Origin of the sequence: Cellulosimicrobium sp. RS, from assembly GCF_046159675.1 — a bacterium.
In the GTDB taxonomy this organism is placed as follows: Bacteria; Actinomycetota; Actinomycetes; order Actinomycetales; family Cellulomonadaceae; genus Cellulosimicrobium; species Cellulosimicrobium funkei.
On record NZ_JBJXVU010000003.1, the window covers coordinates 177,489 to 201,468 of the forward strand.

The following is a 23,980-nucleotide window of genomic DNA, read 5'->3' on the forward strand; positions in this document are numbered from 1 at the left end:
CCCCTGGCGAACAACGGCATACGGAGGGGGTGCGGCTCGTTCGAACCGCATAGAGTCAATGCGGTCAGGCTTGTACCCGTCGTCCGGCGGGCAGGTGTACGCCGCTCACGAGGAGCAGCACATGTTCGAGAGATTCACAGACCGAGCCCGTCGGGTCGTCGTCCTCGCCCAGGAAGAGGCGCGGATGCTCAACCACAACTACATCGGCACCGAGCACATCCTCCTCGGCCTCATCCACGAGGGCGAGGGTGTCGCGGCCAAGGCGCTGGAGTCCCTCGGGATCTCCCTCGACGGCGTCCGCACCCAGGTGACCGAGATCATCGGCGAGGGCCAGCAGGCCCCGAGCGGGCACATCCCGTTCACGCCGCGCGCCAAGAAGGTGCTCGAGCTGTCGCTGCGCGAGGCGCTCCAGCTCGGCCACAACTACATCGGCACCGAGCACATCCTGCTCGGCCTCATCCGCGAGGGCGAGGGCGTCGCCGCCCAGGTCCTGACGAAGATGGGCGCCGACCTCAACAAGGTGCGCCAGCAGGTCATCCAGCTCCTGTCCGGCTACCAGGGCAAGGAGCCGGTCGCCGCCGGCGGTCCCACCGAGGGCCAGCCGTCGGGCTCGGCCGTGCTCGACCAGTTCGGGCGCAACCTCACCCAGGCCGCGCGCGAGGGCAAGCTCGACCCGGTCATCGGGCGCAGCCTCGAGATCGAGCGCGTCATGCAGGTGCTGAGCCGCCGCACCAAGAACAACCCCGTCCTCATCGGCGAGCCCGGCGTCGGCAAGACGGCCGTCGTCGAGGGCCTCGCCCAGGACATCGTGCGCGGCGACGTCCCCGAGACGCTCAAGGACAAGCAGCTCTACACGCTGGACCTCGGCGCGCTCGTGGCCGGGTCCCGCTACCGCGGCGACTTCGAGGAGCGCCTCAAGAAGGTGCTCAAGGAGATCCGCACGCGCGGCGACATCATCCTGTTCATCGACGAGATCCACACCCTCGTCGGGGCGGGTGCCGCCGAGGGCGCGATCGACGCCGCCAGCATCCTCAAGCCGATGCTCGCGCGCGGCGAGCTGCAGACCATCGGCGCGACGACGCTCGACGAGTACCGCAAGCACGTCGAGAAGGACCCGGCCCTGGAGCGTCGCTTCCAGCCCATCCAGGTCGCCGAGCCGTCGCTCCCGCACGCCATCGAGATCCTCAAGGGCCTGCGCGACCGCTACGAGGCGCACCACCGCGTGTCCATCACGGACTCCGCGCTCGTCTCCGCGGCCACGCTCGCGGACCGGTACATCAACGACCGGTTCCTCCCGGACAAGGCGATCGACCTCATCGACGAGGCGGGCGCGCGCCTGCGCATCCGCCGCATGACGGCCCCGCCGGAGCTCAAGGAGCTCGACGAGGAGATCGCCGAGGCGCGCCGCGAGAAGGAGTCCGCGATCGACGCGCAGGACTTCGAGAAGGCCGCCGGTCTGCGCGACAAGGAGAAGCAGCTCACCGCGAAGCGCGCCGACAAGGAGAAGGCGTGGAAGTCCGGTGACCTGGACACCGTCGCGGAGGTGGACGAGGAGCTGATCGCCGAGGTCCTGGCCATGGCCACGGGCATCCCGGTCTTCAAGCTCACCGAGGAGGAGTCCAGCCGCCTGCTCAACATGGAGGATGAGCTGCACAAGCGCGTCGTCGGCCAGGAGGCCGCGATCAAGGCGCTGTCGCAGGCCATCCGCCGCACGCGTGCGGGCCTCAAGGACCCGAAGCGCCCCGGTGGGTCGTTCATCTTCGCCGGCCCCACGGGCGTCGGGAAGACGGAGCTGGCCAAGGCGCTCGCCGAGTTCCTCTTCGGGGACGAGGACGCGCTCATCCAGCTCGACATGTCGGAGTTCTCCGAGAAGCACACCGTCTCGCGGCTGTTCGGCTCGCCCCCTGGCTACGTCGGGTACGACGAGGGTGGCCAGCTCACCGAGAAGGTGCGGCGCAAGCCGTTCTCGGTCGTCCTGTTCGACGAGGTGGAGAAGGCCCACGCGGACATCTTCAACTCGCTCCTGCAGATCCTCGAGGACGGTCGCCTGACCGACTCGCAGGGCCGTGTCGTGGACTTCAAGAACACCGTCATCATCATGACGACCAACCTCGGCACGCGGGACATCGCCAAGGGCGTCCAGACCGGCTTCAACGCCGGCGGCGACCTGGTCACGTCCTACGAGCGCATGAAGGCGAAGGTCAACGACGAGCTCAAGCAGCACTTCCGGCCGGAGTTCCTCAACCGCGTCGACGACGTGGTGGTCTTCCCGCAGCTCTCGCAGGCCGAGATCATCCAGATCGTCGACCTGATGATCGCCCGTCTCGACGCCCGCCTGCGGGACAAGGACATGGGCATCGAGCTCACGCAGCCCGCGAAGCAGCTCCTCGCCGAGAAGGGCTACGACCCGGTCCTGGGTGCTCGTCCGCTGCGCCGCGCGATCCAGCGCGACATCGAGGACGTGCTCTCGGAGAAGATCCTGTTCGGCGAGCTCAAGGCCGGCGAGATCGTCCTGGTCGACGCTGAGGGCGAGGGCCTGCTCGGAGAGTTCACCTTCCGGGGTGTCTCGAAGGGCGAGCACGACCGCGGCCCGGTGAGCGTGGGCGCGGCCGCCGCGCTCGACGCCCCCACCGGCGTCTCGGTCCGCGACCTGCCTCCGACGGGCGAGCTGCAGGCCGGCGCGGAGTGACGCACTCCTGAACGCCTGACACACGGGCCCCGATCCTCCTCCGGGAGGGTCGGGGCCCGTCGTCGTCCCGGCGCCCCTCTCCCGCCGAGCAGGTGGTCGTGGCGCGTCCCGGGCGACCGACGCACCACCATCGCCTGCTCGGCCGACGGGAACCACCTGGTCGGCGGGCGAGGGGCCGTTGCACGGCGTTACGTCCGTCCTCGTCGTGGGACAGGGGGCGACCGCCCTTTGCGGGGCGTGCGCACGCTGGCACAGTCGCCCGCATGCCGACGACACCGGGGGGCCTCGTCGCCCTCCCCGCCACCGACGCCGGGCACGTGCCAGGGCTCGCGTGTCGTCGCGCCCTGCGTGCGCGCCTGCGCCGTCGGGCCGCGTGTCGTCCGACCGCGTGCCGCTGAGCACCCCGACGCACTGACCGACGGCCGCCCCGGGCCGCCGTCGGGCCGTCCCACCACCCTGCCGCGCACGGCACCCGCGCGCCCTCGTGCCTCCCCGTGCGCTCTCCCTGAGAGGACCCGTCATGCCTGCTTCCCTGCTCCGCCGTCCGTCCGCACCGCCCGGCCGCCGGAGGGCGACGGCCGTCGCGCTCGGTCTCGTCGCGCTCCTCGCCGCCGGTGCGTGCAGCACCGCCGAGGCGTCCGGGGGCGGTGACTCGGCCGACGGCGGCACGCTCGCCCCGGACGCCGAGCTGCCCACCGAGGTGTCGGAGGGCACCGTCCTGCGGGTCGGCGACCCGACCACGCAGAAGGCGTTCGAGCTCGCGGGCGACGACCTGGACAGCGACTTCTCGTTCGAGATCGAGTGGGCTAACATCTCGGGCGGCCCGGCGACGACGGAGGCGTTCCGGGCCGGGTCGCTCGACGTCGGCGCCGTCGCGGAGATCCCGCCGATCCACGCGACGTGGACGGGCCTGGACGTGCAGGTCTACGCGTCCGTCTACCGGGAGAACTGGGAGGACGCGCCGGTCTACGAGTTCGCAGGGGCGCCGGGGGTCGAGCTCGACTCGCTCGAGGACTTCCGCGGTCACCGCATCGCGTTCAGCCCGGGCCAGGCGCAGGGCGCGATCGTCCTCAAGGCGCTGGAGGAGGTCGGGCTCACGCAGGACGACGTCGAGCTCGTCGAGCTCCCGAGCACGGGCGACGTGTACTCGACGGCCCTCGCCGCGGGCGAGGTCGACGTCGCGCCGCTCGGCGGCACGCAGCTCTTCCGGTACCTCGCGACGTACGAGGCCGACGGCGCGACGTCGGTCGAGCACCACCTGCGCGACGACGCGTCGCACCTCTACGGCCCGACCGAGGTCGTGCGCGACCCGGCCAGGGCGGCGGCGCTGCGCGAGTACGTCGCCGCGTGGGCGGCGGCGAAGGTCTGGGTCGCGGAGCACCCGGAGGAGTGGAAGCAGGGGTACTACATCGAGGACCAGGGGCTGAGCGAGGAGGACGCGCAGTACCTCGTCGACCACGCGCCGGTCCCGGACGTCCCGTCCGACCTCACCGAGGGCATCGAGCGCACGCAGGCGACGGTCGACCTGCTCGCGGCGGAGCTCGACGAGCAGCCGCTCGACGCGGCCGACCTGTTCGACGTGCGCTTCGGCCCGGTCGCGGGCGAGGCGGCCGCCGCCGCGCGGGACGGGGGCGCGCAGTGAGCGCCGCGGTCGTCGACCGGGTCGACGTCGCGGTCCCGCGGGCCGACGCCGGGCCGTCGACCCCGGCGGACGTGCGGCCGCGCGGCACGCGCCTCGGGCTGGGCCGGCCGGTCCCGCTCGCGGCGCTCGTCGGGGTCACGCTCCTCGCGGTCGTCTGGTCGGTGGGGTCCGCGACGGGGCTCGTCGACCCGCGCGTGCTCTCCGCGCCGTGGACGGTCGTCTCGACGGGCGCGGAGCTCGTGGCGAACGGCAAGCTCGGGGCGCACCTCGGCGTCTCCCTGACGCGCGCCGCGCTCGGGCTCGCGGCCGGCATCGTCGCGGGCGTCGTGCTCGCGCTGGCCGCCGGGCTGAGCCGGGTGGGCGACGCCGTGCTCGACGGCCCGATCCAGGTCAAGCGCGCCATCCCCAACCTCGCGCTCCTGCCGCTGCTCATCCTGTGGTTCGGCATCGGCGAGGAGATGAAGGTCATCACCATCGCGCTCGGCGTCTTCATCCCCATCTACCTGCACACGCACAACGGCCTGCGCGCGATCGACAGCCGCTACGTCGAGCTCGCCGAGACGGTGCAGCTCTCGCGGTGGCAGTTCGTGCGCCGCGTCATCCTGCCCGGCGCGCTGCCCGGGTTCTTCCTCGGGCTGCGGTTCGCGGTCACGGGGTCGATGCTCGCGCTCGTCGTCGTCGAGCAGGTCAACGCGACGGCCGGGATCGGCTACATGATGGAGCTCGCCCGGACGTACGGGCAGACGGAGATCATCCTCGTCGGCCTCGTGGTCTACGGCGTGCTGGGCTACACCGCGGACCTCGCCGTCCGCCTCCTGCAGAGGAGGGTGCTCTCGTGGCGGCGCACGCTGGAGGACTGACCGCGCAGGAGACCCGCCCGACGACGCCGGGCGCGGCCGTGCGGGTCCGCTCGCTCGTCCGGTCGTACGGGGAGCAGCGCATCCTCGACCACCTCGACCTCACCGTGGACGACGGCGAGTTCGTCGCGATCCTGGGCCGGTCCGGCTCGGGCAAGAGCACGCTCCTGCGCGCGCTCGCCGCGCTCGACCACGGGGTCGCGGGCTCGGGCGAGGTCGTCGTGCCGGACCAGGTGTCCGTCGTCTTCCAGGACTCGCGGCTCCTCCCGTGGGCGCGCGTGCTGGACAACGTGGTGCTCGGCCTCGACGCCGGGGCGCGCGGGCGGGGCGCCGCGCGGGACGCCGGCCGCGCCAGTCTCGCGGAGGTCGGCCTGGCCGGGCGCGAGCGCGCGTGGCCGAACGAGCTCTCGGGCGGCGAGCAGCAGCGCGTGTCGCTCGCCCGCTCGCTCGTGCGCTCGCCGCGGCTCCTGCTCGCCGACGAGCCGTTCGGCGCGCTCGACGCCCTGACGCGCATCCGGATGCACGCCCTGCTGCGCGACCTGTGCGCGCGGCACCGCCCCGCGGTCCTGCTCGTCACGCACGACGTCGACGAGGCGATCGTGCTCGCGGACCGCGTCGTCGTGCTCGACGAGGGACGGATCGCGGCCGAGCGCCGCATCGACCGGAGCTACGGCCCCACCGAGGCCCGCGACCCCGCGGACCCCCGCTTCGCCCGGCTCCGCACGGAGGTGCTCGACGCGCTCGGCGTCGTCCGCGACGCCCCGACCACCCCCGACCGGAAGGACACCGCCGCATGACCCGCCACGCCTCCTCGGGCCACCGCCCCGGCCGCCTGCACCTCAACGCGTTCCTCATGAGCACGGGCCACCACGAGGCGTCGTGGCGCCTGCCCGAGAGCGACCCGTCGTGGACCTCGACGAACATCGCGCACCTGCAGCGCCTCGCGCAGGTCGCGGAGGCGGGGAAGCTCGACTCGATCTTCTTCGCGGACGGCCCCGGGCTGCGGTCCGACGTCGGGCGCCGCCCGGCGGGCTCGCTCGACCCGCTCATCGTGCTGACGGCGATCGCGACCGTGACCGAGCGCATCGGCCTCATCGCGACGGCGTCGACGACGTACAACTCGCCGTACAACCTGGCGCGGCGCTTCGCGTCGATCGACCACGTGTCAGGCGGCCGGGCCGGGTGGAACGTCGTCACGACGGCGGGGCCGGAGATCGCGCGCAACTTCGGCCTCGACGACCAGCCGGCGCACGCCGTGCGGTACGAGCGCGCGGCCGAGTTCCTCGACGTCGCGTTCCGGCTCTGGGACTCGTGGGAGGACGACGCCGTGCTCGCCGACAAGGCCGCGGGCGTCTGGGCGGACCCGGCCAAGATCCACGGGCCCGCGCACGTCGGCACCCACTTCTCCGTGCACGGCGCGCTCACGACGCCGCGCTCGCCGCAGGCGCGCCCGCTCATCGTGCAGGCCGGGTCGTCCGAGGACGGCAAGGACCTCGCCGCGCGCTACGCCGAGGCCGTGTTCACCGCGCACCAGACGCTCGCCGACGCCCAGGCGTTCTACTCCGACCTCAAGGCCCGGGCGGTCACGGTCGGGCGGGACCCGGGCACGGTGAAGATCCTGCCCGGCATCGTCCCCGTCATCGGGTCCACGGAGGCGGAGGCGCTCGCGCGGGAGCGCGAGCTCGACGAGCTCATCGTCCCCGAGTACGCGCGCGCCCAGCTCGCGAAGACGCTGCGCCTCGCGCCCGAGGACCTGCCGCTCGACCGCGAGCTGCCCGACGGCCTGCCCACCGAGGACGAGATCGAGGGGGCCAAGAGCCGGTACACGCTGATCGTCGAGCTCGCGCGGCGCGAGCGGCTGACGGTGCGCCAGCTCATCGGGCGCCTCGGCGGCGGGCGGGGCCACCGCACGTTCGCCGGCACGCCCGAGCAGGTCGCCGACGCGCTCCAGGACTGGTACGACGCCGAGGCCGCCGACGGGTTCAACATCATGCCCGCGGTGCTGCCGTCGGGGCTCGAGCAGTTCGTCGAGCACGTGCTGCCCGTGCTGCGCGAGCGCGGCCTGTTCCGCACCGAGTACGAGGGCCGGACGTTGCGCGAGCACTACGGGCTCGAACGACCGGCGAACCGCTACACGGACGCGGCCCCCGCCGGGACGTCGTCCGACGGCGGGGCACGAGTCGTCGAGGGGGCCTTCGCATGAGCGCGGAGCACCTCTGGTACATCCCGAACCAGGTGCGGCCGGGGCACCGCGGCGACGACACCACCGAGGACCACAACAGCCTCGACACCCTGACGAGCCACGCGCACGCCCTGGAACGCCACGGGTTCGCGGGCGCGCTGCTCGGGACGAGCTGGGGGCGTCCCGACACGTTCACGGTCGCGACGGCGCTCGCGGCCCGCACCACGACGTTCGAGCCGCTCGTCGCGATCCGGCCCGGGTTCTGGCGGCCCGCGCACTTCGCGTCCGCCGCCGCGACCCTCGACCACCTCAGCGGCGGCCGGCTGCGCGTCAACATCGTGTCCGGCACCGACGGGCAGGAGGCGTACGGCGACGGCGAGGCCGACCCGGCGCACCGCTACGCCCGCACGCGCGAGTTCCTGCAGATCGTGCGGCGCCTGTGGACGCAGGAGGAGGTCACGTACGCGGGCGAGCACTTCTCGGTGACGCGCTCGTCGCTGGGGCCGCGGCCCGTGGTCCGCGGCGACCGCGCCCACCCGCGGATCTACTTCGGCGGCGCCTCGGAGGCGGCGGAGCGCGTCGCGGCGACCGAGGCCGACGTGCAGCTCTTCTGGGGCGAGCCGCTCGACGGGATCGCGGAGCGCATCGACCGGCTGAGGCAGCTGAGCGCCGAGCTCGGCCGTGAGCACGCACCGCTCGAGTTCGGGCTGCGCGTCACGACGTTCGTGCGGGACACGACGGAGGAGGCGTGGGCCGACGCCGAGGCGAAGGTCGCGCAGCTCGCGGCCCGGTCGCCGGAGCGCGAGGCGTGGTCGGCCCGGGACCGGGGGCGGAGCACCGCCGTCGGGCAGCAGCGCCTGCTCGACCTGGCCGAGCGGGGCGAGGTGCTCGACGACAACCTGTGGACCGCCCCGGGCCGGTTCGGCGGCGGGGGAGCGGGCACGACGTGGCTCGTCGGCTCCGCGGAGGACGTCGCGAAGTCGCTGCGGCGCTACGAGGACCTCGGCGTGACGCACTTCGTCCTGTCCGACACCCCGTACCTGCGCGAGATCGAGCGCCAGGGCACCCGGCTCCTCCCGCTGCTGCGCGACTGACGGTCACCGTCGCGCGGATCGACCCGCGCGTCGTGAGGTCGACCCTCTGCGGGTCGGTCCGGGGCGCGCGGGTCGGTCCCGGGCGCGCGCTGACCTCGGGCGCGCGGGTCGATCGCCGGCCGGTCGACGGTCCCGGGCGTCCGCGACCCGGAGTACCGTCCAGAGCGTGGACCAGAGCCGGCTCGACGACCTCACCGCCCGCCTGCGCGCCGCCGGGTGCGTCTTCGCGGAGGACGAGGCCACGCTCCTCGCCGAGCGGGCCGACGACGCCGCGCACCTCGAGGAGCTCGTCGCGCGCCGGGTCGCGGGCGAGCCGCTCGAGCACGTCCTCGGGTACGTCGACTTCCACGGGCTGCGGGTCGCCGTCGACCCCGGGGTGTTCGTGCCGCGCCAGCGCACCACGCTGCTCGTCGACGAGGCGGTCGTGCTCGGGCGGCGGGCCGGGCGCCCGGCGTGGCTGTTCGACGGCGGCCCGGGCAGCGGCCCCGGCGGTCGTCCGGAGAGTGGCCCGGACGGCCGGACGGTCGTCGTCGACCTGTGCTGCGGCGCCGGGGCGCTGGGGCTCGCGACCGCGGTGGGCCTCGGCGGCGACGAGACCGTCGCGCTGCACGCGAGCGACGTGGACCCGGCCGCGGTCGCGTGCGCGGCGCGCAACGTCGCGGCCGTCGGCGGGACCGCGCACGAGGGCGACCTCTTCGACCCTCTGCCCGCCGGTCTGCGCGGGCGGGTCGACCTCCTCCTCGCCAACGTGCCGTACGTCCCGACGACCGAGATCCCGCTGCTGCCGCGCGAGGCGCGCGACCACGAGGCGCACGTCGCCCTCGACGGCGGCGGCGACGGGCTGGACGTGCTGCGCCGCGTCGCGGCCGAGGCGCCCGCCTGGCTCGCCCCCGGCGGCCACCTGCTCACCGAGTCCGGCGAGCGCCAGGCAACGGGCGCCGTCGCGGTGCTCGGCCGCGCCGGGCTGGTCGCGCGCGTCGTCCGGGACGACGACATCGGCGCGACGATCGTCGTCGGGACGCTCCCCGCCGAGACGTGAGAAGTGGTCCCCGCGACGCGCGGGTCAGGGGCCACTTCTCACGTCTCGGCAGGCTCGGCGAGGGGGAACGTGCGCCGTGGTGCAAGGCGCGGGCCGTCCGTGACACAGAGTGGACGAGGGCCCGACGGGCGGGCGGGCCGCGAGAGGGGACGTCGGTGAGCACCGCACGAGCGCGACGACGCGCGCACGGCCTGGTCGGTGCGCTGCTCGTCGCCGTGCTCCCGGCGTGCAGCGGTCCGGGAGGTCTGGTCACCGCGTGCCCGGCGGTCGGGTACTCGGCTCGCCTGGAGGTCCGGCTCGACGACTCCTGGCCGGACCGCGACGCGTACGGCGTCACGGTGGCCTGCGTCGGCGCCGACCCCTGCGCGCTCGTGCGCGACGGTACGCTCCGGCCCGGCCCCGAGCGGGCCCCCACGACGATCCCGGTCGACCCGGTCGACCCGGTCCCGCCCCAGGCCGTCGAGACCTCGCCCGAGCCGACCGGAGAGGCGCAGGACGCGCCCTCCGTCGGCGAGTGGACCGGGTCCGCGCTGAACGGTCCGGTCGGTCCGGTCCTCGTCCGCGTCGTCGAGGTCGCCTCGGGCGACGTCGTCGTGGAGCGCGAGATCGACCCGACGTGGGAGAGCGCGGACGGTACCGCGTCGGAGTGCGGCGGACCGTCGGTCGCGACGATCGAGATCGCCGCCCCGCCGGGCTGACGCCTACGCCGAGGCGGGCCGCAGCAGCGCGCGGATCTCCTTCTCGGCCTGCGCGGGCGTGAGCGCGCGGCAGCCGAGCGACTCCCAGTGCCGCACGAGCGCGGGCTCGGCGCGCAGCAGCGCCCACCCGCGCCGGAACAGGGTGAGCGGCGGCTTGCGCATCTCGGCGAGGTCGCGCAGCAGGCGGAACCAGAACGTCACGAGGCGCGGTCGGTAGAGGCAGATCGCGTCGGCCAGCACGTCCTGCGCGCGGCAGGCCGCGACGATCTCCGCCGCGAAGATGCCCTCCGCCAGGACGACGCGCGAGCCCGTGACGTCGACGTGGGTCGTGCCGGTGCGGCGCGACGTCGGGATGTCGTAGACCGGCACGTCGGCGTGGCCCGTGCGCGCGAGGTCGACGAGCGCCGCGACCGCGCCCTCGGCGTCCCACGAGCGGGGGTCGTCCCAGTCCACGATGCCGAAGCGCTGCGGCAGGTCGGGATGGTCGTGGTCGAGGTAGAAGTCGTCGAGCGCGACGACCGGGAGCCCGAGCCGGCGGGTGAGCGACGTCTTGCCCGAGCCCGACGCCCCGGTGAGCAGCACGATCCGCGTCGGGACCTCGCGCGACCCGGGCGGGAGGTCGAACAGCGCCGGGTCCCCGGCGGGTCCGGTCGGCACCGGGTCGGTCCGGGTGGCGTCGGTGGGGCCGCCGTCGGCGTCGTGCTGAGGGTCGCTCACGGGACACCATTGTCGCAGCGTCCGGCGTGAGCCCCGAGGCGGGGCGTCGGGTGCGGCGCGTAGCCTTCCCCGGTGACCGCTCCGGACCCCGCCGCCCTGCTCGCCCGCGACGCCCTCGACCGCCTCGACCGGTGGGAGCCCGTGGATCCCCGTCAGGAGGCGCTCGCGGCGGAGTACCGCGCGTTCGTCCGCGGCGACGCCGGGCCGCGCGCCGAGGCGGTGCGGCGCGACGGCGGTCCGCAGCACCTCACGGCGAGCTGCTTCGTGCTCAGCCCCGGTCTCGACCGCGTGCTGCTGTGCTTCCACCGCAAGGGCCGGTTCTGGGTCCAGGTGGGCGGCCACACCGAGCCGGAGGACACGACGCTCGCCGGTGCCGCCTACCGCGAGGCGCGCGAGGAGAGCGGCGTCGAGGACCTCGTCCCGTTCGACCCGGACCCCGAGCCGGGCGTCCCGTTGGACGCGGACCCCGAGCAGGGCGTGGAGTCCGTGGCCGGGTCCCGCGCCGGCGCCGCGCCGGCCGCCCCCGTGGACGTGCACCGGCACGACCTCGCCGCGGCGTTCGGCACCTGCCGGACGCACTGGGACGTCGGGTTCGTCGCGTTCGCCGACCCGGACGCGCGCACGGTCGTCAGCGACGAGAGCGAGGACGTCGCGTGGTTCCCGGTGGACGCGCTGCCGCCCGGCACGCCCGACGACTTCCCCGTCCGCCTGGCGACGGTCCTCGCGGAGGTGCGCCACCGCCGTCGGGCAGGACTCCCCACGAGGTAGAGCCCCGGTCGCGCGAGGTAGAGCCCTGGTCACGACCAGGGCTCTACCTCGGCTGACCAGGGCTCTACCTCGGCGGACCGGGGCTCTCCCTCGGCGGGGCGAGGACGACGTGGAGGGTGCGGGGGCCGTGCACGCCCTCGACGCGGGAGAGCTCGATGTCGCTCGTAGCGCTGGGGCCGCTGATCCACGTCTGCGGGCGCCCGGGGTGCGCGGCGAGCAGGCGCACGGCCTCGGGCACGGTCTGCACCACCTGGTCCGTGCGCACGACGCACACGTGCAGGTCGGGAACGAGCGTGATCGCGCGGCGGCCCTGGTCGGGCTCGCCGTCCAGCACGATCGTCCCGGTGTCGCCGACCGCGACGCGCGCCGCGGTGACGACGGCGTCCGTGCGGTCGAGCTCGTCGGGCGTGCGCGGGTCGTCGCGCGCGTCCCGCACGACGGTGGTCCCGGCACCCAGACCCGTGAGCCACGCCTCGTCGAGACCGGCCGGCACGACGACGGACGTCGCGTCGGCGAGCAGGTCGCCGACGACCGCCGCCACGTCCGCCGCCGTCTCGGCGCGGTGCACGTGCGCCCGGTAGTCGACGAGCCGGTCGACGAGCACGTCCACGACCTCGGGCGAGCCCGGGGCGAGCTCGCCGTGCTCGCGGTAGGCGCGCGGCACGCTGCCCGACGCCGCGGGGCCGCCCGCCACCGTCGACCCGCCGAGCGCGGTGCGCACGCGGGCGAGGACGTCGTCGCGCGCGCTCACCGGTCCTCACCTCCCTCGGTGCGGGGCTCGTCGGCCGGGCGGTCGCGCCACCAGTCGCGGAAGGTCTGCTTCGCGGGCGCCGGGAGGTCGCGCGAGCGGGTCCACGCGGACGCGGGCGGGGGGAGGGTCGAGATCCGGCCCTTCGGACCGGCGACCAGGCGCCCGACCCCCGCCGCCTTCTCCGCGATCTCGAACCGGCGCGCGTCGGACATGACGAACGAGGCCGCCTTCATCGCGGCGCCCCACCCGGTGGGGCGGCCGCGGTCGGCGTCGACCTCGCGCGCCCGGAGCTCGACGAGGATCGACGGGATGTCGATCTTCACGGGGCACACCTCGTAGCACGCGCCGCACAGCGTCGAGGCGTAGGGGAGCGACGCGTTGGGGTCGTGGTGGCCGGAGAGCCCGCCGGAGGACTTCGTGAGCTGCGGCGTGAGGATCGCGCCGATCGGGCCGGGGTACACGGACCCGTACGCGTGGCCGCCCACCCGCTCGTACACCGGGCACACGTTGAGGCACGCCGAGCAGCGGATGCAGTGCAGCGCGGCCCGCCCGACCTCGTCGGCGAGGACGTCGGTCCGCCCGTTGTCGAGCAGCACGAGGTGGAACTCCTGCGGGCCGTCGCCGGGCGTGACGCCCGTCCACAGGGACGTGTACGGGTTCATGCGCTCGCCCGTGGACGAGCGCGGCAGGAGCTGGAGGAACACCTCCAGGTCGGTGTACGTGGGTACGACCTTCTCGATCCCCATGACGGTGATGAGCGTCTCGGGGAGCGTGAGGCACATGCGCCCGTTGCCCTCGGACTCGACGACGGTCAGCGTCCCCGTGTCCGCGACGCCGAAGTTCGCGCCGCTGATCGCGACCTTCGCCGAGAGGAACTTGCGGCGCAGGTGGGCGCGCGCGGCCATCGCGAGCTCGCGCGGGACGTCCGACAGGTCGGGCGGGGCGTCGCCCATGCGGGCGAGGAAGATCTCGCGGATCTCCGCGCGGTTGCGGTGGATCGCGGGCACGAGGATGTGCGACGGCATGTCGTCGGCGAGCTGCACGATGAGCTCCGCGAGGTCCGTCTCGTACGCCGCGATCCCCTCGGCGGCGAGCGCCTCGTTGAGCCCGGTCTCCTGCGTCGCCATGGACTTCACCTTGACGACCTCGTCGACCCCCTTCGCCTTCACGAGGTCCGCGACGATCCTGTTCGCCTCGTCCGCGTCACGCGCCCAGTGCACGACGCCGCCCCGCGCCACGACGTTGCGCTCCAGCTCCTCGAGGAGCTCGGGCAGGCGCGCCATGACGTCGGTCTTGATCGCGGAGCCCGCGTCGCGCAGCGCCTCCCAGTCCGGCACCTCGCCGACGACGGCGGCGCGCTTGGCGCGGATGGTCGACGTCGCGTGCGCGAGGTTGCGCCGCAGCTGCGTGTTCTGGAGCGCCTCGCGCGCCGCGTCGGGGAACGACCCGCCCCAGCGCAGCGGCGCGTCCGGGTGCGGCACGTCGCCGAACGCGTCCGACGCCGGCCCGGCACCCGCCGAGGTGCCGTGCCCGCCCGGGTGGGCGACGTCGTCGGGCAGGGTGCGCGCGCCGCGCCGGACGGGCAGGCCGAGGAACGTGCGGCTCACCGGGCACCCCCGCGCGTCGACGGGCCGACCCCGGCGGGGGCGGGCGTGTCCTTCGTGGACGCGAGGATCTCCGCGAGGTGCAGCGTGCGGACGCCCGCGCGGATGCGCGACAGGCCGCCGCCGATGTGCATGAGGCACGACGCGTCGCCCGCGGTGAGGACCTCGGCGCCCGTCGCCTTCACGTGCGTCATCTTGTCGGCGAGCATCGCCGTCGAGGTCTCGGCGTTCTTCAGCGCGAAGGTGCCGCCGAACCCGCAGCACTCCTCCGCGGCGGGCAGCTCGACGAGGTCGATGCCCTCGACCGCGCGCAGGAGGCGCAGCGGCTTGTCGCCGACGTGGAGCATGCGCAGCGAGTGGCACGTCGGGTGGTAGGTGACCCGGTGCGGGAAGTAGGCGCCGACGTCGGTCACGCCGAGCACGTCGACGAGCAGCTCGGACAGCTCGTACGTCTTCTCGGCGACCGCGTCGGCGGTGCGCGCGAGGTCGTCGAGACCGGCGCGCCGGCAGACCATGCCCTGCTGGTGCCGCACGGACCCGGTGCACGACCCGGACGGGACGACGATCGCGTCCCACTCGCCGTCGAGCACGGGGGAGAACGCCTCGACGTGGTTGCGCACCACGGGGACCGCCTCGTCGAGATACCCCGTGTTGACGTGCATCTGGCCGCAGCAGGCCTGGCGCTCGGGGAAGAACACCTCGTGGCCGAGGCGCTCGAGGAGGAGGGCGGTGGCGCGCGGTGCCTGGGGGAACATCACGTCGCCGATGCAGGTCGCGGTGAGGGCTATGCGCATCAGGGCTCCGGGGGAGGCGAGTCGGGTCCAGTCTCGCCGGGCCGCGTCGGTGCCGCCTGCCGAGACCGCCGCGGTGAGGCGCCGCGGCTGTGGTCTGACCACAGGTCGTCCACTGTAGACCACGAGGGCGGCGTGGTCTGACCGCAGCGTGCCGGGGTCGCCTACCCTGAGCGGGTGCGCACCCACGAACGCGTCCTCGCCCGCATCGAGGCGGACCTCGCCGCGGGCCGCTGGGCGCTCGGCGAGCGCCTCCCGGCCGAGCGCGCGCTCGCCGAGGAGCTCGGCGTCTCGCGCCCCTCGGTGCGCGAGGCGCTCCGCGTGCTCGAGGCCATGGGCATCGTGCGCACCGCCGTGGGCTCCGGGCCCGACGCCGGCGCCACCGTCGTCGACCGGCCCGCCGCCGGGCTGGGGGCGACCGTGCGCCTGCACGTCGCGTCCGGGACGCTCGCGGTGCGCGACGTCGTCGAGACGCGCGTGCTGCTCGAGACCTGGGCGGTCCGGGCCGCGGGGGAGCGGGGCGGCGCGGGAGACGACGAGGCCGCGGCGACGCTCGCGGAGGCCGGCGCCCTGCTCGACCGCATGGACGACCCGACGCTGCCCGCGGCCGACTTTCGCGCGCTCGACGCGACGTTCCACGTGCTGCTCGTGCGGCTCGCGGGCAACGCGCTCGTCGAGGCCGTCATGACCGGGCTGCGCGGCGCGATCGAGTCGTACGTCGCCGCGGGCAGCGCCGCGCTCCCGTCGTGGGAGCGGACCGCCGCGCGCCTGCGCGCCGAGCACCGCGCCGTGCTCTCCGCCGTCGCGGAGGGCGACGGCGAGCGCGCGGCCCGCGCGGTGCGCGCCCACATCGAGGGCTTCTACGCCGAGACGGGCCTCTGAGCGGACCGTCGTGCGCGCGTCCCGCGACGGGTCTCGCGGCCGGCGGCTAGGTCGATCTCGTGCGGGGCAGGTCGACCAGGCGGCGCTCCAGGAGCCGGCGGTCGCCCTCGCGGTCCACGAGCGTGAGCGCGCGGCGCAGGTCGACGGCGGAGTCCGCGGGCCGTCCGGCCCGGACGAGCAGCTCGGCGCGGACGGCGGGCAGCAGGTGGTAGCCCGCGAGCGCCTGCTCGTCCGCGACGGCGTCGACAGCGGCCAGCCCCGCGTCCGCGCCGTGCACCTCCGCGACCGCGACCGCGCGGTTGAGCGCGACGACGGGCGAGCCGGTGAGGTCGAGCAGCACGTCGTAGAGACCGAGGATCTGCGGCCAGTCGGTCGCGGCCGCGTCGGTCGCCTCGTCGTGGAGCGCCGCGACGGCGGCCTGCACCTGGTACGGCCCGGGCCGCCCGACGGCGAGCGCCGCGTCCAGCTCGGCCAGCCCCTCGGCGATCTCGTCGTGCCGCCAGCGCGCGCGGTCCTGCTCGGCCAGGGTCCGCGTGACGCCGTCGGGGCCCACGCGCTCGTCGCGGCGCGCGTGCTGGAGCAGCAGCAGGGCGAGCAGCCCGCGGGCCTCGGGCTCGTCGTCGAGCAGGCGAGCGGTGAGCCGCGCGAGCAGGACGGCGACGTCGGCGAGCGCGCGCCGCTCGGCCGAGCCCTCGACGGCGTCGGCGGGCTCCGCCCAGGCGTCGTACCCCTCGGTGAACAGGACGTACAGCACCGCGAGGACGCCCTCGACGCGCTCGGCCCGCAGCGCGGACGGCGGCACGCGGAAGGTCATGCCGGTCGCGCGGATGCGACGCTTGGCCCGGACCAGGCGTTGCGCCATCGTCGCCTCGGGGACGAGGAAGGCGCGCGCGACCTGGGCGGTCGTCATGCCGGTCAGCGACCGGAGGGTGAGCGCGACCCGCGCCTCGGCGGGGAGCGCCGGGTGGCAGCACGTGAAGAGCAGGCGGACGAGGTCGCCGTCCGGGTCGTCGGCGTCCCAGGGGTCGTCGTCGAGGCCGCGCGCGACCTGGTCGAGCACCGGGTCCGCGGCTCGGCCCCCACCCCGGGGACCCGGGTCGACGCGCTCGCCCAGGCGGCCCGCGGCCGCGACCCGCTCCGCCTCGACCCGACGACGGCGCAGCACGTCGATCGCGTGGCGGCGCGCGGTCGTCGTCAGCCACGCGCCGGGACGCTCGGGCACGCCGTCGCGGCGCCACGTCCGGAGCGCCGCGGCGAACGCCTCCTGCGTGGACTCCTCGGCCAGGTCGAGGTCGCCCGTGCTGCGCGCGACGGCGCCGAGGACGCGTCCCCACTCGGTGCGGAACGCGTCCTCGACGGGGTCCGTCGCGGCCGGCAGGTCAGGACCCGTCGAGGTCCAGCGGCCACGCGGGGTGCAGCTCGATCGCGCCGCCGTACGCCATGGGGTGCTCGGACGCGATGGCGATCGCGGTGTCCAGGTCGGGTGCCTCGAGGACGTCGAAGCCCGCGATCGACTCCTTCGTCTCGGAGAACGGACCGTCCGTGACGAGCACCTTGCCGCCCCGGACCCGCACGCCCACGGCGTCCTCGGGCGGGCGCAGCCGGTCGCCGACCACCGCGGCGCCGCTGCCGTAGTGCCGCGCGACCCACTCCCCGATCGGGGCCGCGGCCTCGGCCTCCTCGGGCGGCAGCCCCGGGTCGTCCGGGGTGCCGAGCACGAGCATGAGGTAGCGCATCAGAGGTCCTCCGCCCTCGTCGCCGCGGGCCGGCGGAGCACCGTCGGCCCGGAGGACGCGACGTCGGCGGCGGACGTCCCGTCCCCGGCGCTGCGTCGCCCGTCACGGTACCGCGCACGGTCCGGCGGGTGCTCGCGGTCCGCCGCGAGGATCGTCTCCAGGAACGTCGTCATCGTGCCTCCTCCTCTCGCACGGCCCGGGCGGCCGTACGGGAGGACGACGAAGCCCGGTCGACGGGATCGACACCTTTCTCGCGACCGTCTGTCGCGGCGCGGTGCGACGCGGTGTGCCGCCGGAGACGGGCGGCCGACGGCGCTACGCGTCGTCGCCGGACCTCGCCTCGCCCCAGCCGTACCAGCGCTCGACCTCGACCCAGGCGCTGACGCGCGGGTCGGTCCGGTTCGCGTACTCGTGGCCGGTGTAGTGGCGCGAGATGCGGTCGATGTCGGCCAGGCCCTCGTCGGCGCGCAGCTCGACGACGCGACCGATGAGCGTCACGTGGGTGTACCAGTTCTCGTCGAGCACGGTGAGCGAGACCCGGGGGTCGTTGCGCAGGTGCTTGAGCCGCACGCGGGACTCGTCGAGGTTGACGAGCACGCGGCCGTCGTCCTCCCAGACGTACCAGGTCGCGGCGGTGACGGGCGCGCCGTCGGAGCGCACCGTCGCCATGACGGCGGCGTTCGGGCGGCGGAGCATCTCGACGAGACGGGAGGGCAGCGGCGGACGGGACACGACGGCTCCTTCGGTGGCACGACGGCGGACCTCCCGACGGTACGTCACGGGTGTGGCGCACGACCTCCCGGAGCCCCGCCCGGAGCGTTCTGACGACGAGCGGCCGCGTGACATGATCGTCCTCATGCTCACTCCCGCCACCGGCGCGGCCGGGTCGCGCATCGTCGGCCTCGGTCACTTCCAGCCCGAGAAGACGCTGACGAACGACGACATCGCGCAGCTCGTCGAGACCAACGACGAGTGGATCCGCTCGCGGACGGGCATCGTCACGCGGCACGTCGCGGACGACGACACGACCGTCGCCGACATGGCGACCGCGGCGGCACGCCACGCGCTCGACGACGCGGGCGTCGACCCGGCCGAGGTCGACCTCGTCGTCGTCGCCACGGCGACCGCGACGGACCGCTCGCCCAACACGGCGGGCCGCGTCGCGTACCACCTGCGCACCGGCGTCATGCCCGGGCAGTCGACGCCCGAGGAGGCGTCCGAGCTCGACCTGCGAGGCGTCGTCGGGCCGGCGGTGCTCGACGTGAACGTCGCGTGCTCCGGCTTCGCCCACTCCGTCGGCCTCGCCGACCAGGCGATCCGCGGCGGCTCGGCGCGCACGGCCGTCGTGGTCGGCGCGGAGAAGCTCACCGCGTTCACCGACTGGACCGACCGCAGCACGTGCATCCTCACCGCGGACGGCGCGGGCGCGGCCGTGCTGCGCGCGACGGACGAGCCCGGCGTCGGCCCGGTGACCTGGGGCTCCGAGCCCGACCTCACCCCGGCCGTGCTCATCGAGGCGCCGCAGGAGAAGTTCGCCCAGGACGGCCGCGCCGTCTTCAAGTGGGCCATCACGCGCGCCGCCGAGCGCGCGCGCACGGTCGTGGAGCGCTCCGGCGTCTCGCTCGACGAGATCGAGGTGCTCGTCGCGCACCAGGCCAACCTGCGCATCATCGAGCCGCTCGCGAAGGCGCTCGGGATGGAGTCGAAGGTCGTCGTCACGGACATCGTCGAGTCCGGCAACACGTCCGCGGCGTCCATCCCGCTCGGGCTCTCCAAGTGGTGGCACGCGGGCAAGATCCCCGCGGGCGTCCCGGCCCTGCTCTTCGGCTTCGGCGGCGGGTTCGCGTGGGCGGGCCAGGTCGTGGAGACCCCGACCCGCTGACGCGGGACGACGAGCCCGCTGCGTCAGCCCGCCGTGTGGTCCGGCTCCGGCGGGTACCAGACGCGCGTGCCCTCGACGCGGGCGAAGGACGTCAGGGTGTGGGGCCGTGGCGCGGCGTCGGAGACGATGTCGCGCACCTCGACGCCACGGACGACGAGCGCGTCCCCGACGAGCGACCGGTGGCAGCGCCACGGGACGGCCTCCGCGCACATCAGCACGAGGTCGTCGTGGGCGCTGCGCCGCACGAGGTCGTCGACCGCGGCGCCGAACTCCGGCGTCTGCATGTGGTCCGCGTACCCGCGGAACGAAAGGTTGCGCCACGCGCCGTTCGGGCTGTCGGGACGGGCGTGCCGCAGGCCGCCGAGCGCGCGCACCCAGCGGTACGTGATCCCGTGGGACCGCAGGACGGGCGCGAGCGCGTCCTGGCCGAACTGGGGGTTGTGCCGCGACCGCGGGACGGTCCGGACGTCGACCAGGCGGCGGATGCCGTTCGCCCGGAGGAGCGCGAGGAGCTCCTCGACCGGACGCGTGGAGTGCCCCACCGTGTACACGACGCTCACCCGGCCACTCTAGGAAGGCGCTCCGTCGCCGGCACGGGGACCGGGCCCGGGCGGCGCGGTCGTGGACCGGGGTGGGCGTCGCGGCCGGCGCGCGCCAGAATGGGCCCATGCCTCTCGCCCCGCGCTACCTCGCCGCCGACGACCGCTACGACACCATGACCTACCGGCGGACGGGGCGCAGCGGCCTCGACCTGCCCGCGATCTCGCTCGGTCTGTGGCACAACTTCGGTGACGTGAACCCGTTCGAGACGCAGCGCGCGGTGCTGCGCCGCGCGTTCGACCTCGGGATCACGCACTTCGACCTGGCGAACAACTACGGCCCGCCGTACGGCTCGGCGGAGGAGAACTTCGGCCGGCACCTCGCGCAGGACCTCGGCGCGTACCGTGACGAGCTCGTCATCTCGTCGAAGGCCGGCTACGACATGTGGCCGGGCCCCTACGGCGACGGCGGCTCGCGCAAGTACCTGCTCTCCTCGCTCGACCAGTCGCTCCGCCGGATGGGCCTCGACTACGTCGACGTCTTCTACCACCACCGTCCGGACCCGAGCACGCCGCTCGAGGAGTCCATGCGCGCGCTGCACGACGCGGTCCAGCAGGGCAAGGCGCTGTACGTGGGCGTGTCCAACTACTCGCCGGCGCGCACGCGCGAGGCCGCGGCGATCCTCGCCGACCTCGGCACCCCGCTGCTCATCCACCAGCCGAGCTACTCGATGCTCAACCGCCACGTCGAGGACCCGGCGCACGAGGACGCGTACGACGGCGTGCAGACCGAGTCGCTGCTCGACGTCGTCGGCGACCTCGGCGTCGGCACCATCGTGTTCTCGCCGCTGCAGCAGGGCCTGCTCACGGACCGGTACCTCTCCGGGTCGGCGCCCGAGGGGTCGCGCGCGGCCCGCCCGGACTCGCCGTTCCTGTCGGAGAAGAACCTCGACGAGACGTACCTGGGGCGTGCCCGGGCGCTGAACGAGATCGCGGGTGCCCGCGGCCAGACTCTCGCGCAGCTCGCCCTCTCCTGGGTGCTGCGCGACGACCGCGTCACCTCCGCCCTCGTCGGGGCGAGCAGCGTCCGCCAGCTCGAGAACAACGTCGCGGCCCTCTCGGCGCCCCCGCTCACCCCGGAGGAGTCGGCCACCATCGAGTCCGTCCTCGCGAGGTAGAGCCCTGGTCGCGCGAGGTAGAGCCCTGGTCGCTACCAGGGCTCTACCTCGCAGGTGGTCGGGTCAGGCGGGGTGCGCGTCCGCGGACGACGACGCGGCGGCGGCGCGCTCGAGCAGGAGCTGGCGCTCGTGGCGGGTCGGGGCGAGGCTCGCGGCGCGTTCGAGGACGTCCGCCGCCTCGGCGTGCCGGCCCAGCCGGGTGAGCAGGTCGCCGCGGACTGCGCCATACAGGTGGTGGCGGGCGAGGCGCGGGTCGTCGGCGACGGCGTCGAGCACGACGAGGGCCGCCCCGGGACCGTCCGCGTAGCCCACGGCGACGGCGCGGTTGAGCTCGACCACCGGGGAGGGCGCGACGGACGCGAGCGCGTCGTAGAGCGCGACGATCGCCTCCCAGTCGGTCTCGGCCCACGTCGCGGCGCGCGCGTGGCACGCGGCGATCGCGGCCTGGAGCGAGTAGGGGCCGAGCGCCTTCCCGGCGCGCGTGCCGAGCGCGAGCGCGCGGTCGAGCGCGGCGAGGCCGTGCCGGACGAGGAGCCGGTCCCATCGCGACCGGTCCTGGTCCTCGAGGAGCACGGGCTCGCCGTCGGGGCCGGTGCGGGCCGCGAACCGCGACGCCTGGAGCTCCATGAGCGCGACGAGCCCGTGCACCTCCGGCTCGCCCGGCAGCAGCCCGGCGAGCACGCGGCCGAGCCGCATGGCGTCCTCGGCGAGCTCGCGCCGCACCCACGTGTCGCCCGACGTCGCGGCGTACCCCTCGGAGAACACGAGGTACACGACCTCGAGCACGGCGGGCACGCGGGCCGCGAGCTCGTCCGCCTGCGGGACGTCGAACGGGACGTTCGCCTCGGCGAGCGTCCGCTTCGCGCGCGAGATCCGCTGCCCGACGGTCGCGGACGGGACGAGGAAGGCGCGGGCGACCTCGTCGGTCGTCAGACCCCCCACGAGTCGCAGCGTGAGCGCGACGCGGGACTCACGCGGCAGCACGGGGTGGCACGCGACGAGGACGAGCGCGAGCAGGTCGTCGCCCACGGGGTCCTCGACGATCGCGTCGGGTGCGGGGACCGACCCCACGAGGACCGCACCGCCGTCGCCTGGGTGCGCGGCCGCCGTCGTGCCCGCACCGGTCCCCGGGCCCGGTGCTGCGAGGTCCGCCGCGAGCCGCGCGTACTTCTCGTCGCGCGTGCGCTCGCGGCGGACCAGGTCGACGGCGCGGCGGCGCGCGACGGTCGTCAGCCAGGCGCCGGGGTTGTCCGGGACACCCTGCTCGGGCCACTGCTCGAGCGCGGCGACGAACGCCTCCTGGGCCACCTCCTCGGCGAGGCCGACGTCCCGCAGGGTCCGCGCGAGGCCCGCGACGAGCCGAGGCGACTCGATGCGCCACACGGCCTCGACGGTGCGGGAGACGTCGGTCATCGTCGTACCCGGGTCCCGGCGGGGCTCAGGAGCCCTGCTGGGCGCGGATCTGCTCGGCGAGGCGCTCGTCCTTCTCGCGCTGCTCGGGCGTGTACTCGGCGCCGAAGTCCTCGACCTCGAAGATCGGCCGGATCTCGAGGACCTCCTCGAGCCCCATGCTCGGGTCGCTCGGGCACTTGCGGGCCCACTCGACGGCCTCCTCGAGCGAGGAGACCTGCCAGATCCAGTACCCGGCGACGATCTCCTTGGACTCGGTGAAGGGCCCGTCGACGACCGACGTCTCGCCCCCGCTGAACACGACGCGCGCGGCCTTGGCCGTGGGCTGCAGGCCCTGGCCGTCGAGCATGATGCCCGCCTTGACGAGCTCCTCGTTGTACGCGCCCATCTGGGCGAGCATCTCCTGCGTCGGGGCGATCTTGTCCTCGTCGGCCCCGCTGCCCTTGATCATGACCATGACTCGCATGACGTTCCTCCTCGGTGAGTGCCTCCTTGACCCTAGTGTCGTGAAGGCGCCTTCACCCTGACGTCGGACGGCGTCCCCCGGTTTTCGACACGCACCGCCGACGAGTTTTCCCGGGGTGTCAGCGGAAGCGCTGGACGGCGAGCGGTGCGGCCTCCGCGAGACCCCGCACGGCCGGGTGGTCGGCGCCGGGGGCGGTGCCCGCGAAGACGTCGCGCAGCGCGCCGGAGGCGACGAACGTCCCGTCGGCGAGCACGTGCACGGTGGGGCACATCCGCTCGACGAGCTCGAGGTCGTGCGAGACCAGCAGCACGGCGGTGCCGAGGGCGGTCGTCGCGTCGGCGAGGCGGCGCACGACGTCGCCGCGCATCGCGGGATCGACGGCGGTGAGCGGCTCGTCGAGGAGGAGCGCCCGGGGGCGCGTCGCGAGCGCGACGGCGAGCGCGACCCGCTGCTTCTCGCCGCCCGAGAGCGACTGCACGGTGCGCGGCGCGTAGCGGGGCTCGAGCGCGACGTCGCCGAGCAGGTCCTCGATGGAGCGTCCGCTCGGGCGGCCGGCGCGCCGCGCGTCCTTGAGCGCCGCGGACAGCGTGCGGTCCACCGTCCAGCGGGGGTCGATGCCGATGCCGGCGAGGCCGTCCTGGGAGACGCGGCGCACGTCGGCCGTGAACTGCTTCTTGTCGCGGCGGGAGAGCTTGCCGACCGTCCGCTCGGCGTAGGTGACGTGGCCCGCCGTGGGGCGCACGAGGCCGACGAGCGCGCGCACGATCGTCGACTTCCCGGTGCCCGACTCCCCGACGATCCCGACCGGCGCGGTGCCGGGCGTCACGTCGAGGTCGATGCCGTGCACGACGTCGGAACCTCCGTAGCCGGCCGCGAGGCCGCTGGCGCGCAGGAGAGGGGTCGTCGTCGTGCTCATGGGTCACCTTCTGGTCGTCGGGGTCCGGGCGGGCGGTCCGGGCTCCCGCTCGTCCGACGAACGACGCTACCGCGGAGTTCCGTGGCGTCGCTCACGGGGCTCGCCCGCCGAGCTCCCGGGGGGTCCGGCGCACGAACGG

Annotated in this window: 24 protein-coding genes; 12 read left to right on the forward strand and 12 right to left on the reverse strand. The window is 74.9% G+C overall.

Going from position 1 to position 23,980, the window contains the following annotated elements; translation table 11 throughout:
• Positions 1–121 precede the first annotated feature (121 nt).
• From ACI769_RS06420 to ACI769_RS06455, 8 genes are all read left to right on the forward strand, one after another.
• On the forward strand, positions 122–2,689 hold the full coding sequence (locus tag ACI769_RS06420; protein ID WP_031315080.1) for an ATP-dependent Clp protease ATP-binding subunit: 2,568 nt from the start codon (positions 122–124) through the stop codon (positions 2,687–2,689).
• Positions 2,690–3,209: 520 nt separating this feature from the next.
• Positions 3,210–4,331 carry an ABC transporter substrate-binding protein gene (locus ACI769_RS06425; RefSeq protein WP_409141365.1) on the forward strand — a complete coding sequence of 374 codons (1,122 nt, stop codon included), beginning with the start codon at positions 3,210–3,212 and terminating at the stop codon, positions 4,329–4,331.
• On the forward strand, positions 4,328–5,191 hold the full coding sequence (locus tag ACI769_RS06430; protein WP_409141366.1) for an ABC transporter permease: 864 nt from the start codon (positions 4,328–4,330) through the stop codon (positions 5,189–5,191). The genes ACI769_RS06425 and ACI769_RS06430 overlap by 4 nt, the downstream gene beginning before the upstream one ends.
• Complete coding sequence (locus tag ACI769_RS06435; protein ID WP_409141367.1) at positions 5,167–5,985, forward strand: ABC transporter ATP-binding protein; 819 nt, start codon at positions 5,167–5,169, stop codon at positions 5,983–5,985. Before ACI769_RS06430 ends, ACI769_RS06435 begins: the two co-directional genes overlap by 25 nt.
• The gene (locus tag ACI769_RS06440) at positions 5,982–7,391 is read left to right on the forward strand and encodes an LLM class flavin-dependent oxidoreductase (RefSeq protein ID WP_409141368.1); all 1,410 of its coding nucleotides are present in this window, start codon (positions 5,982–5,984) and stop codon (positions 7,389–7,391) included. The genes ACI769_RS06435 and ACI769_RS06440 overlap by 4 nt, the downstream gene beginning before the upstream one ends.
• The gene (locus tag ACI769_RS06445; RefSeq protein ID WP_114553918.1) at positions 7,388–8,464 is read left to right on the forward strand and encodes an LLM class flavin-dependent oxidoreductase; all 1,077 of its coding nucleotides are present in this window, start codon (positions 7,388–7,390) and stop codon (positions 8,462–8,464) included. Before ACI769_RS06440 ends, ACI769_RS06445 begins: the two co-directional genes overlap by 4 nt.
• 166 nt (positions 8,465–8,630) lie before the next feature.
• Complete coding sequence (locus ACI769_RS06450) at positions 8,631–9,503, forward strand: methyltransferase (protein ID WP_409141369.1); 873 nt, start codon at positions 8,631–8,633, stop codon at positions 9,501–9,503.
• Between the two features lie 155 nt (positions 9,504–9,658).
• Positions 9,659–10,201 carry a hypothetical protein gene (locus ACI769_RS06455; protein WP_409141370.1) on the forward strand — a complete coding sequence of 181 codons (543 nt, stop codon included), beginning with the start codon at positions 9,659–9,661 and terminating at the stop codon, positions 10,199–10,201.
• Positions 10,202–10,204: 3 nt separating this feature from the next.
• Here the strand turns inward: ACI769_RS06455 and ACI769_RS06460 are convergent, their stop codons facing one another.
• Complete coding sequence (locus ACI769_RS06460) at positions 10,205–10,918, reverse strand: uridine kinase (RefSeq protein WP_409141371.1); 714 nt, start codon at positions 10,916–10,918, stop codon at positions 10,205–10,207.
• A gap of 72 nt (positions 10,919–10,990) precedes the next feature.
• Between ACI769_RS06460 and ACI769_RS06465 the strand changes: the two genes are divergently transcribed.
• On the forward strand, positions 10,991–11,686 hold the full coding sequence (locus tag ACI769_RS06465; RefSeq protein WP_409141372.1) for an NUDIX hydrolase: 696 nt from the start codon (positions 10,991–10,993) through the stop codon (positions 11,684–11,686).
• Positions 11,687–11,750: 64 nt separating this feature from the next.
• Here ACI769_RS06465 and ACI769_RS06470 read toward each other — a convergent pair whose 3' ends face one another.
• From ACI769_RS06470 to ACI769_RS06480, 3 genes are read right to left on the reverse strand one after another with little or no spacing between them, the layout of a single operon-like run.
• A complete protein-coding gene (locus ACI769_RS06470) occupies positions 11,751–12,437 on the reverse strand; it encodes a lactate utilization protein C (RefSeq protein WP_409141373.1) in 687 nt (228 codons plus the stop codon).
• Positions 12,434–14,044: a LutB/LldF family L-lactate oxidation iron-sulfur protein gene (locus ACI769_RS06475; protein WP_409141374.1), complete on the reverse strand. Its 1,611-nt coding sequence runs from the start codon at positions 14,042–14,044 to the stop codon at positions 12,434–12,436. Before ACI769_RS06475 ends, ACI769_RS06470 begins: the two co-directional genes overlap by 4 nt.
• Complete coding sequence (locus tag ACI769_RS06480; RefSeq protein ID WP_043652683.1) at positions 14,041–14,835, reverse strand: (Fe-S)-binding protein; 795 nt, start codon at positions 14,833–14,835, stop codon at positions 14,041–14,043. Before ACI769_RS06480 ends, ACI769_RS06475 begins: the two co-directional genes overlap by 4 nt.
• Before the next feature lie 174 nt (positions 14,836–15,009).
• Between ACI769_RS06480 and ACI769_RS06485 the strand changes: the two genes are divergently transcribed.
• Positions 15,010–15,714 (forward strand): FadR/GntR family transcriptional regulator, encoded by a 705-nt coding sequence (locus ACI769_RS06485; RefSeq protein WP_409141375.1) that lies wholly within the window; start codon positions 15,010–15,012, stop codon positions 15,712–15,714.
• Between the two features lie 46 nt (positions 15,715–15,760).
• On the opposite strand, the gene ACI769_RS06490 is transcribed toward ACI769_RS06485, so the two are convergent.
• The 4 genes from ACI769_RS06490 to ACI769_RS06505 form a co-directional block, all read right to left on the reverse strand.
• Positions 15,761–17,092, reverse strand: a complete 1,332-nt coding sequence (locus tag ACI769_RS06490; RefSeq protein ID WP_409141428.1) for an RNA polymerase sigma factor — start codon at positions 17,090–17,092, stop codon at positions 15,761–15,763.
• A gap of 1 nt (position 17,093) precedes the next feature.
• Positions 17,094–17,450, reverse strand: coding sequence for a YciI family protein (locus ACI769_RS06495; protein ID WP_409141376.1), 357 nt, complete (start codon positions 17,448–17,450; stop codon positions 17,094–17,096).
• The gene (locus tag ACI769_RS06500; RefSeq protein ID WP_157838011.1) at positions 17,450–17,623 is read right to left on the reverse strand and encodes a hypothetical protein; all 174 of its coding nucleotides are present in this window, start codon (positions 17,621–17,623) and stop codon (positions 17,450–17,452) included. Before ACI769_RS06500 ends, ACI769_RS06495 begins: the two co-directional genes overlap by 1 nt.
• Positions 17,624–17,765: 142 nt before the next feature.
• The gene (locus ACI769_RS06505) at positions 17,766–18,182 is read right to left on the reverse strand and encodes a TIGR03618 family F420-dependent PPOX class oxidoreductase (protein WP_114552886.1); all 417 of its coding nucleotides are present in this window, start codon (positions 18,180–18,182) and stop codon (positions 17,766–17,768) included.
• Positions 18,183–18,306: 124 nt separating this feature from the next.
• Between ACI769_RS06505 and ACI769_RS06510 the strand changes: the two genes are divergently transcribed.
• Complete coding sequence (locus ACI769_RS06510) at positions 18,307–19,332, forward strand: 3-oxoacyl-[acyl-carrier-protein] synthase III C-terminal domain-containing protein (protein ID WP_144721595.1); 1,026 nt, start codon at positions 18,307–18,309, stop codon at positions 19,330–19,332.
• A 23-nt stretch (positions 19,333–19,355) separates the two neighbouring features.
• Here ACI769_RS06510 and ACI769_RS06515 read toward each other — a convergent pair whose 3' ends face one another.
• Positions 19,356–19,892: a DUF488 family protein gene (locus tag ACI769_RS06515; RefSeq protein WP_034656293.1), complete on the reverse strand. Its 537-nt coding sequence runs from the start codon at positions 19,890–19,892 to the stop codon at positions 19,356–19,358.
• A 107-nt stretch (positions 19,893–19,999) separates the two neighbouring features.
• Here ACI769_RS06515 and mgrA point away from each other — a divergent pair, with 107 nt between their 5' ends.
• Positions 20,000–21,049, forward strand: a complete 1,050-nt coding sequence (gene mgrA / locus ACI769_RS06520) for an L-glyceraldehyde 3-phosphate reductase (RefSeq protein ID WP_409141377.1) — start codon at positions 20,000–20,002, stop codon at positions 21,047–21,049.
• 63 nt (positions 21,050–21,112) lie between these two features.
• Here mgrA and ACI769_RS06525 read toward each other — a convergent pair whose 3' ends face one another.
• From ACI769_RS06525 to ACI769_RS06535, 3 genes are all read right to left on the reverse strand, one after another.
• The gene (locus tag ACI769_RS06525; RefSeq protein WP_171467480.1) at positions 21,113–22,462 is read right to left on the reverse strand and encodes an RNA polymerase sigma factor; all 1,350 of its coding nucleotides are present in this window, start codon (positions 22,460–22,462) and stop codon (positions 21,113–21,115) included.
• Between the two features lie 25 nt (positions 22,463–22,487).
• The gene (locus ACI769_RS06530) at positions 22,488–22,925 is read right to left on the reverse strand and encodes a YciI family protein (RefSeq protein ID WP_171467481.1); all 438 of its coding nucleotides are present in this window, start codon (positions 22,923–22,925) and stop codon (positions 22,488–22,490) included.
• Positions 22,926–23,043: 118 nt separating this feature from the next.
• On the reverse strand, positions 23,044–23,841 hold the full coding sequence (locus ACI769_RS06535) for an ABC transporter ATP-binding protein (RefSeq protein WP_396049357.1): 798 nt from the start codon (positions 23,839–23,841) through the stop codon (positions 23,044–23,046).
• Positions 23,842–23,980: the final 139 nt, after the last annotated feature.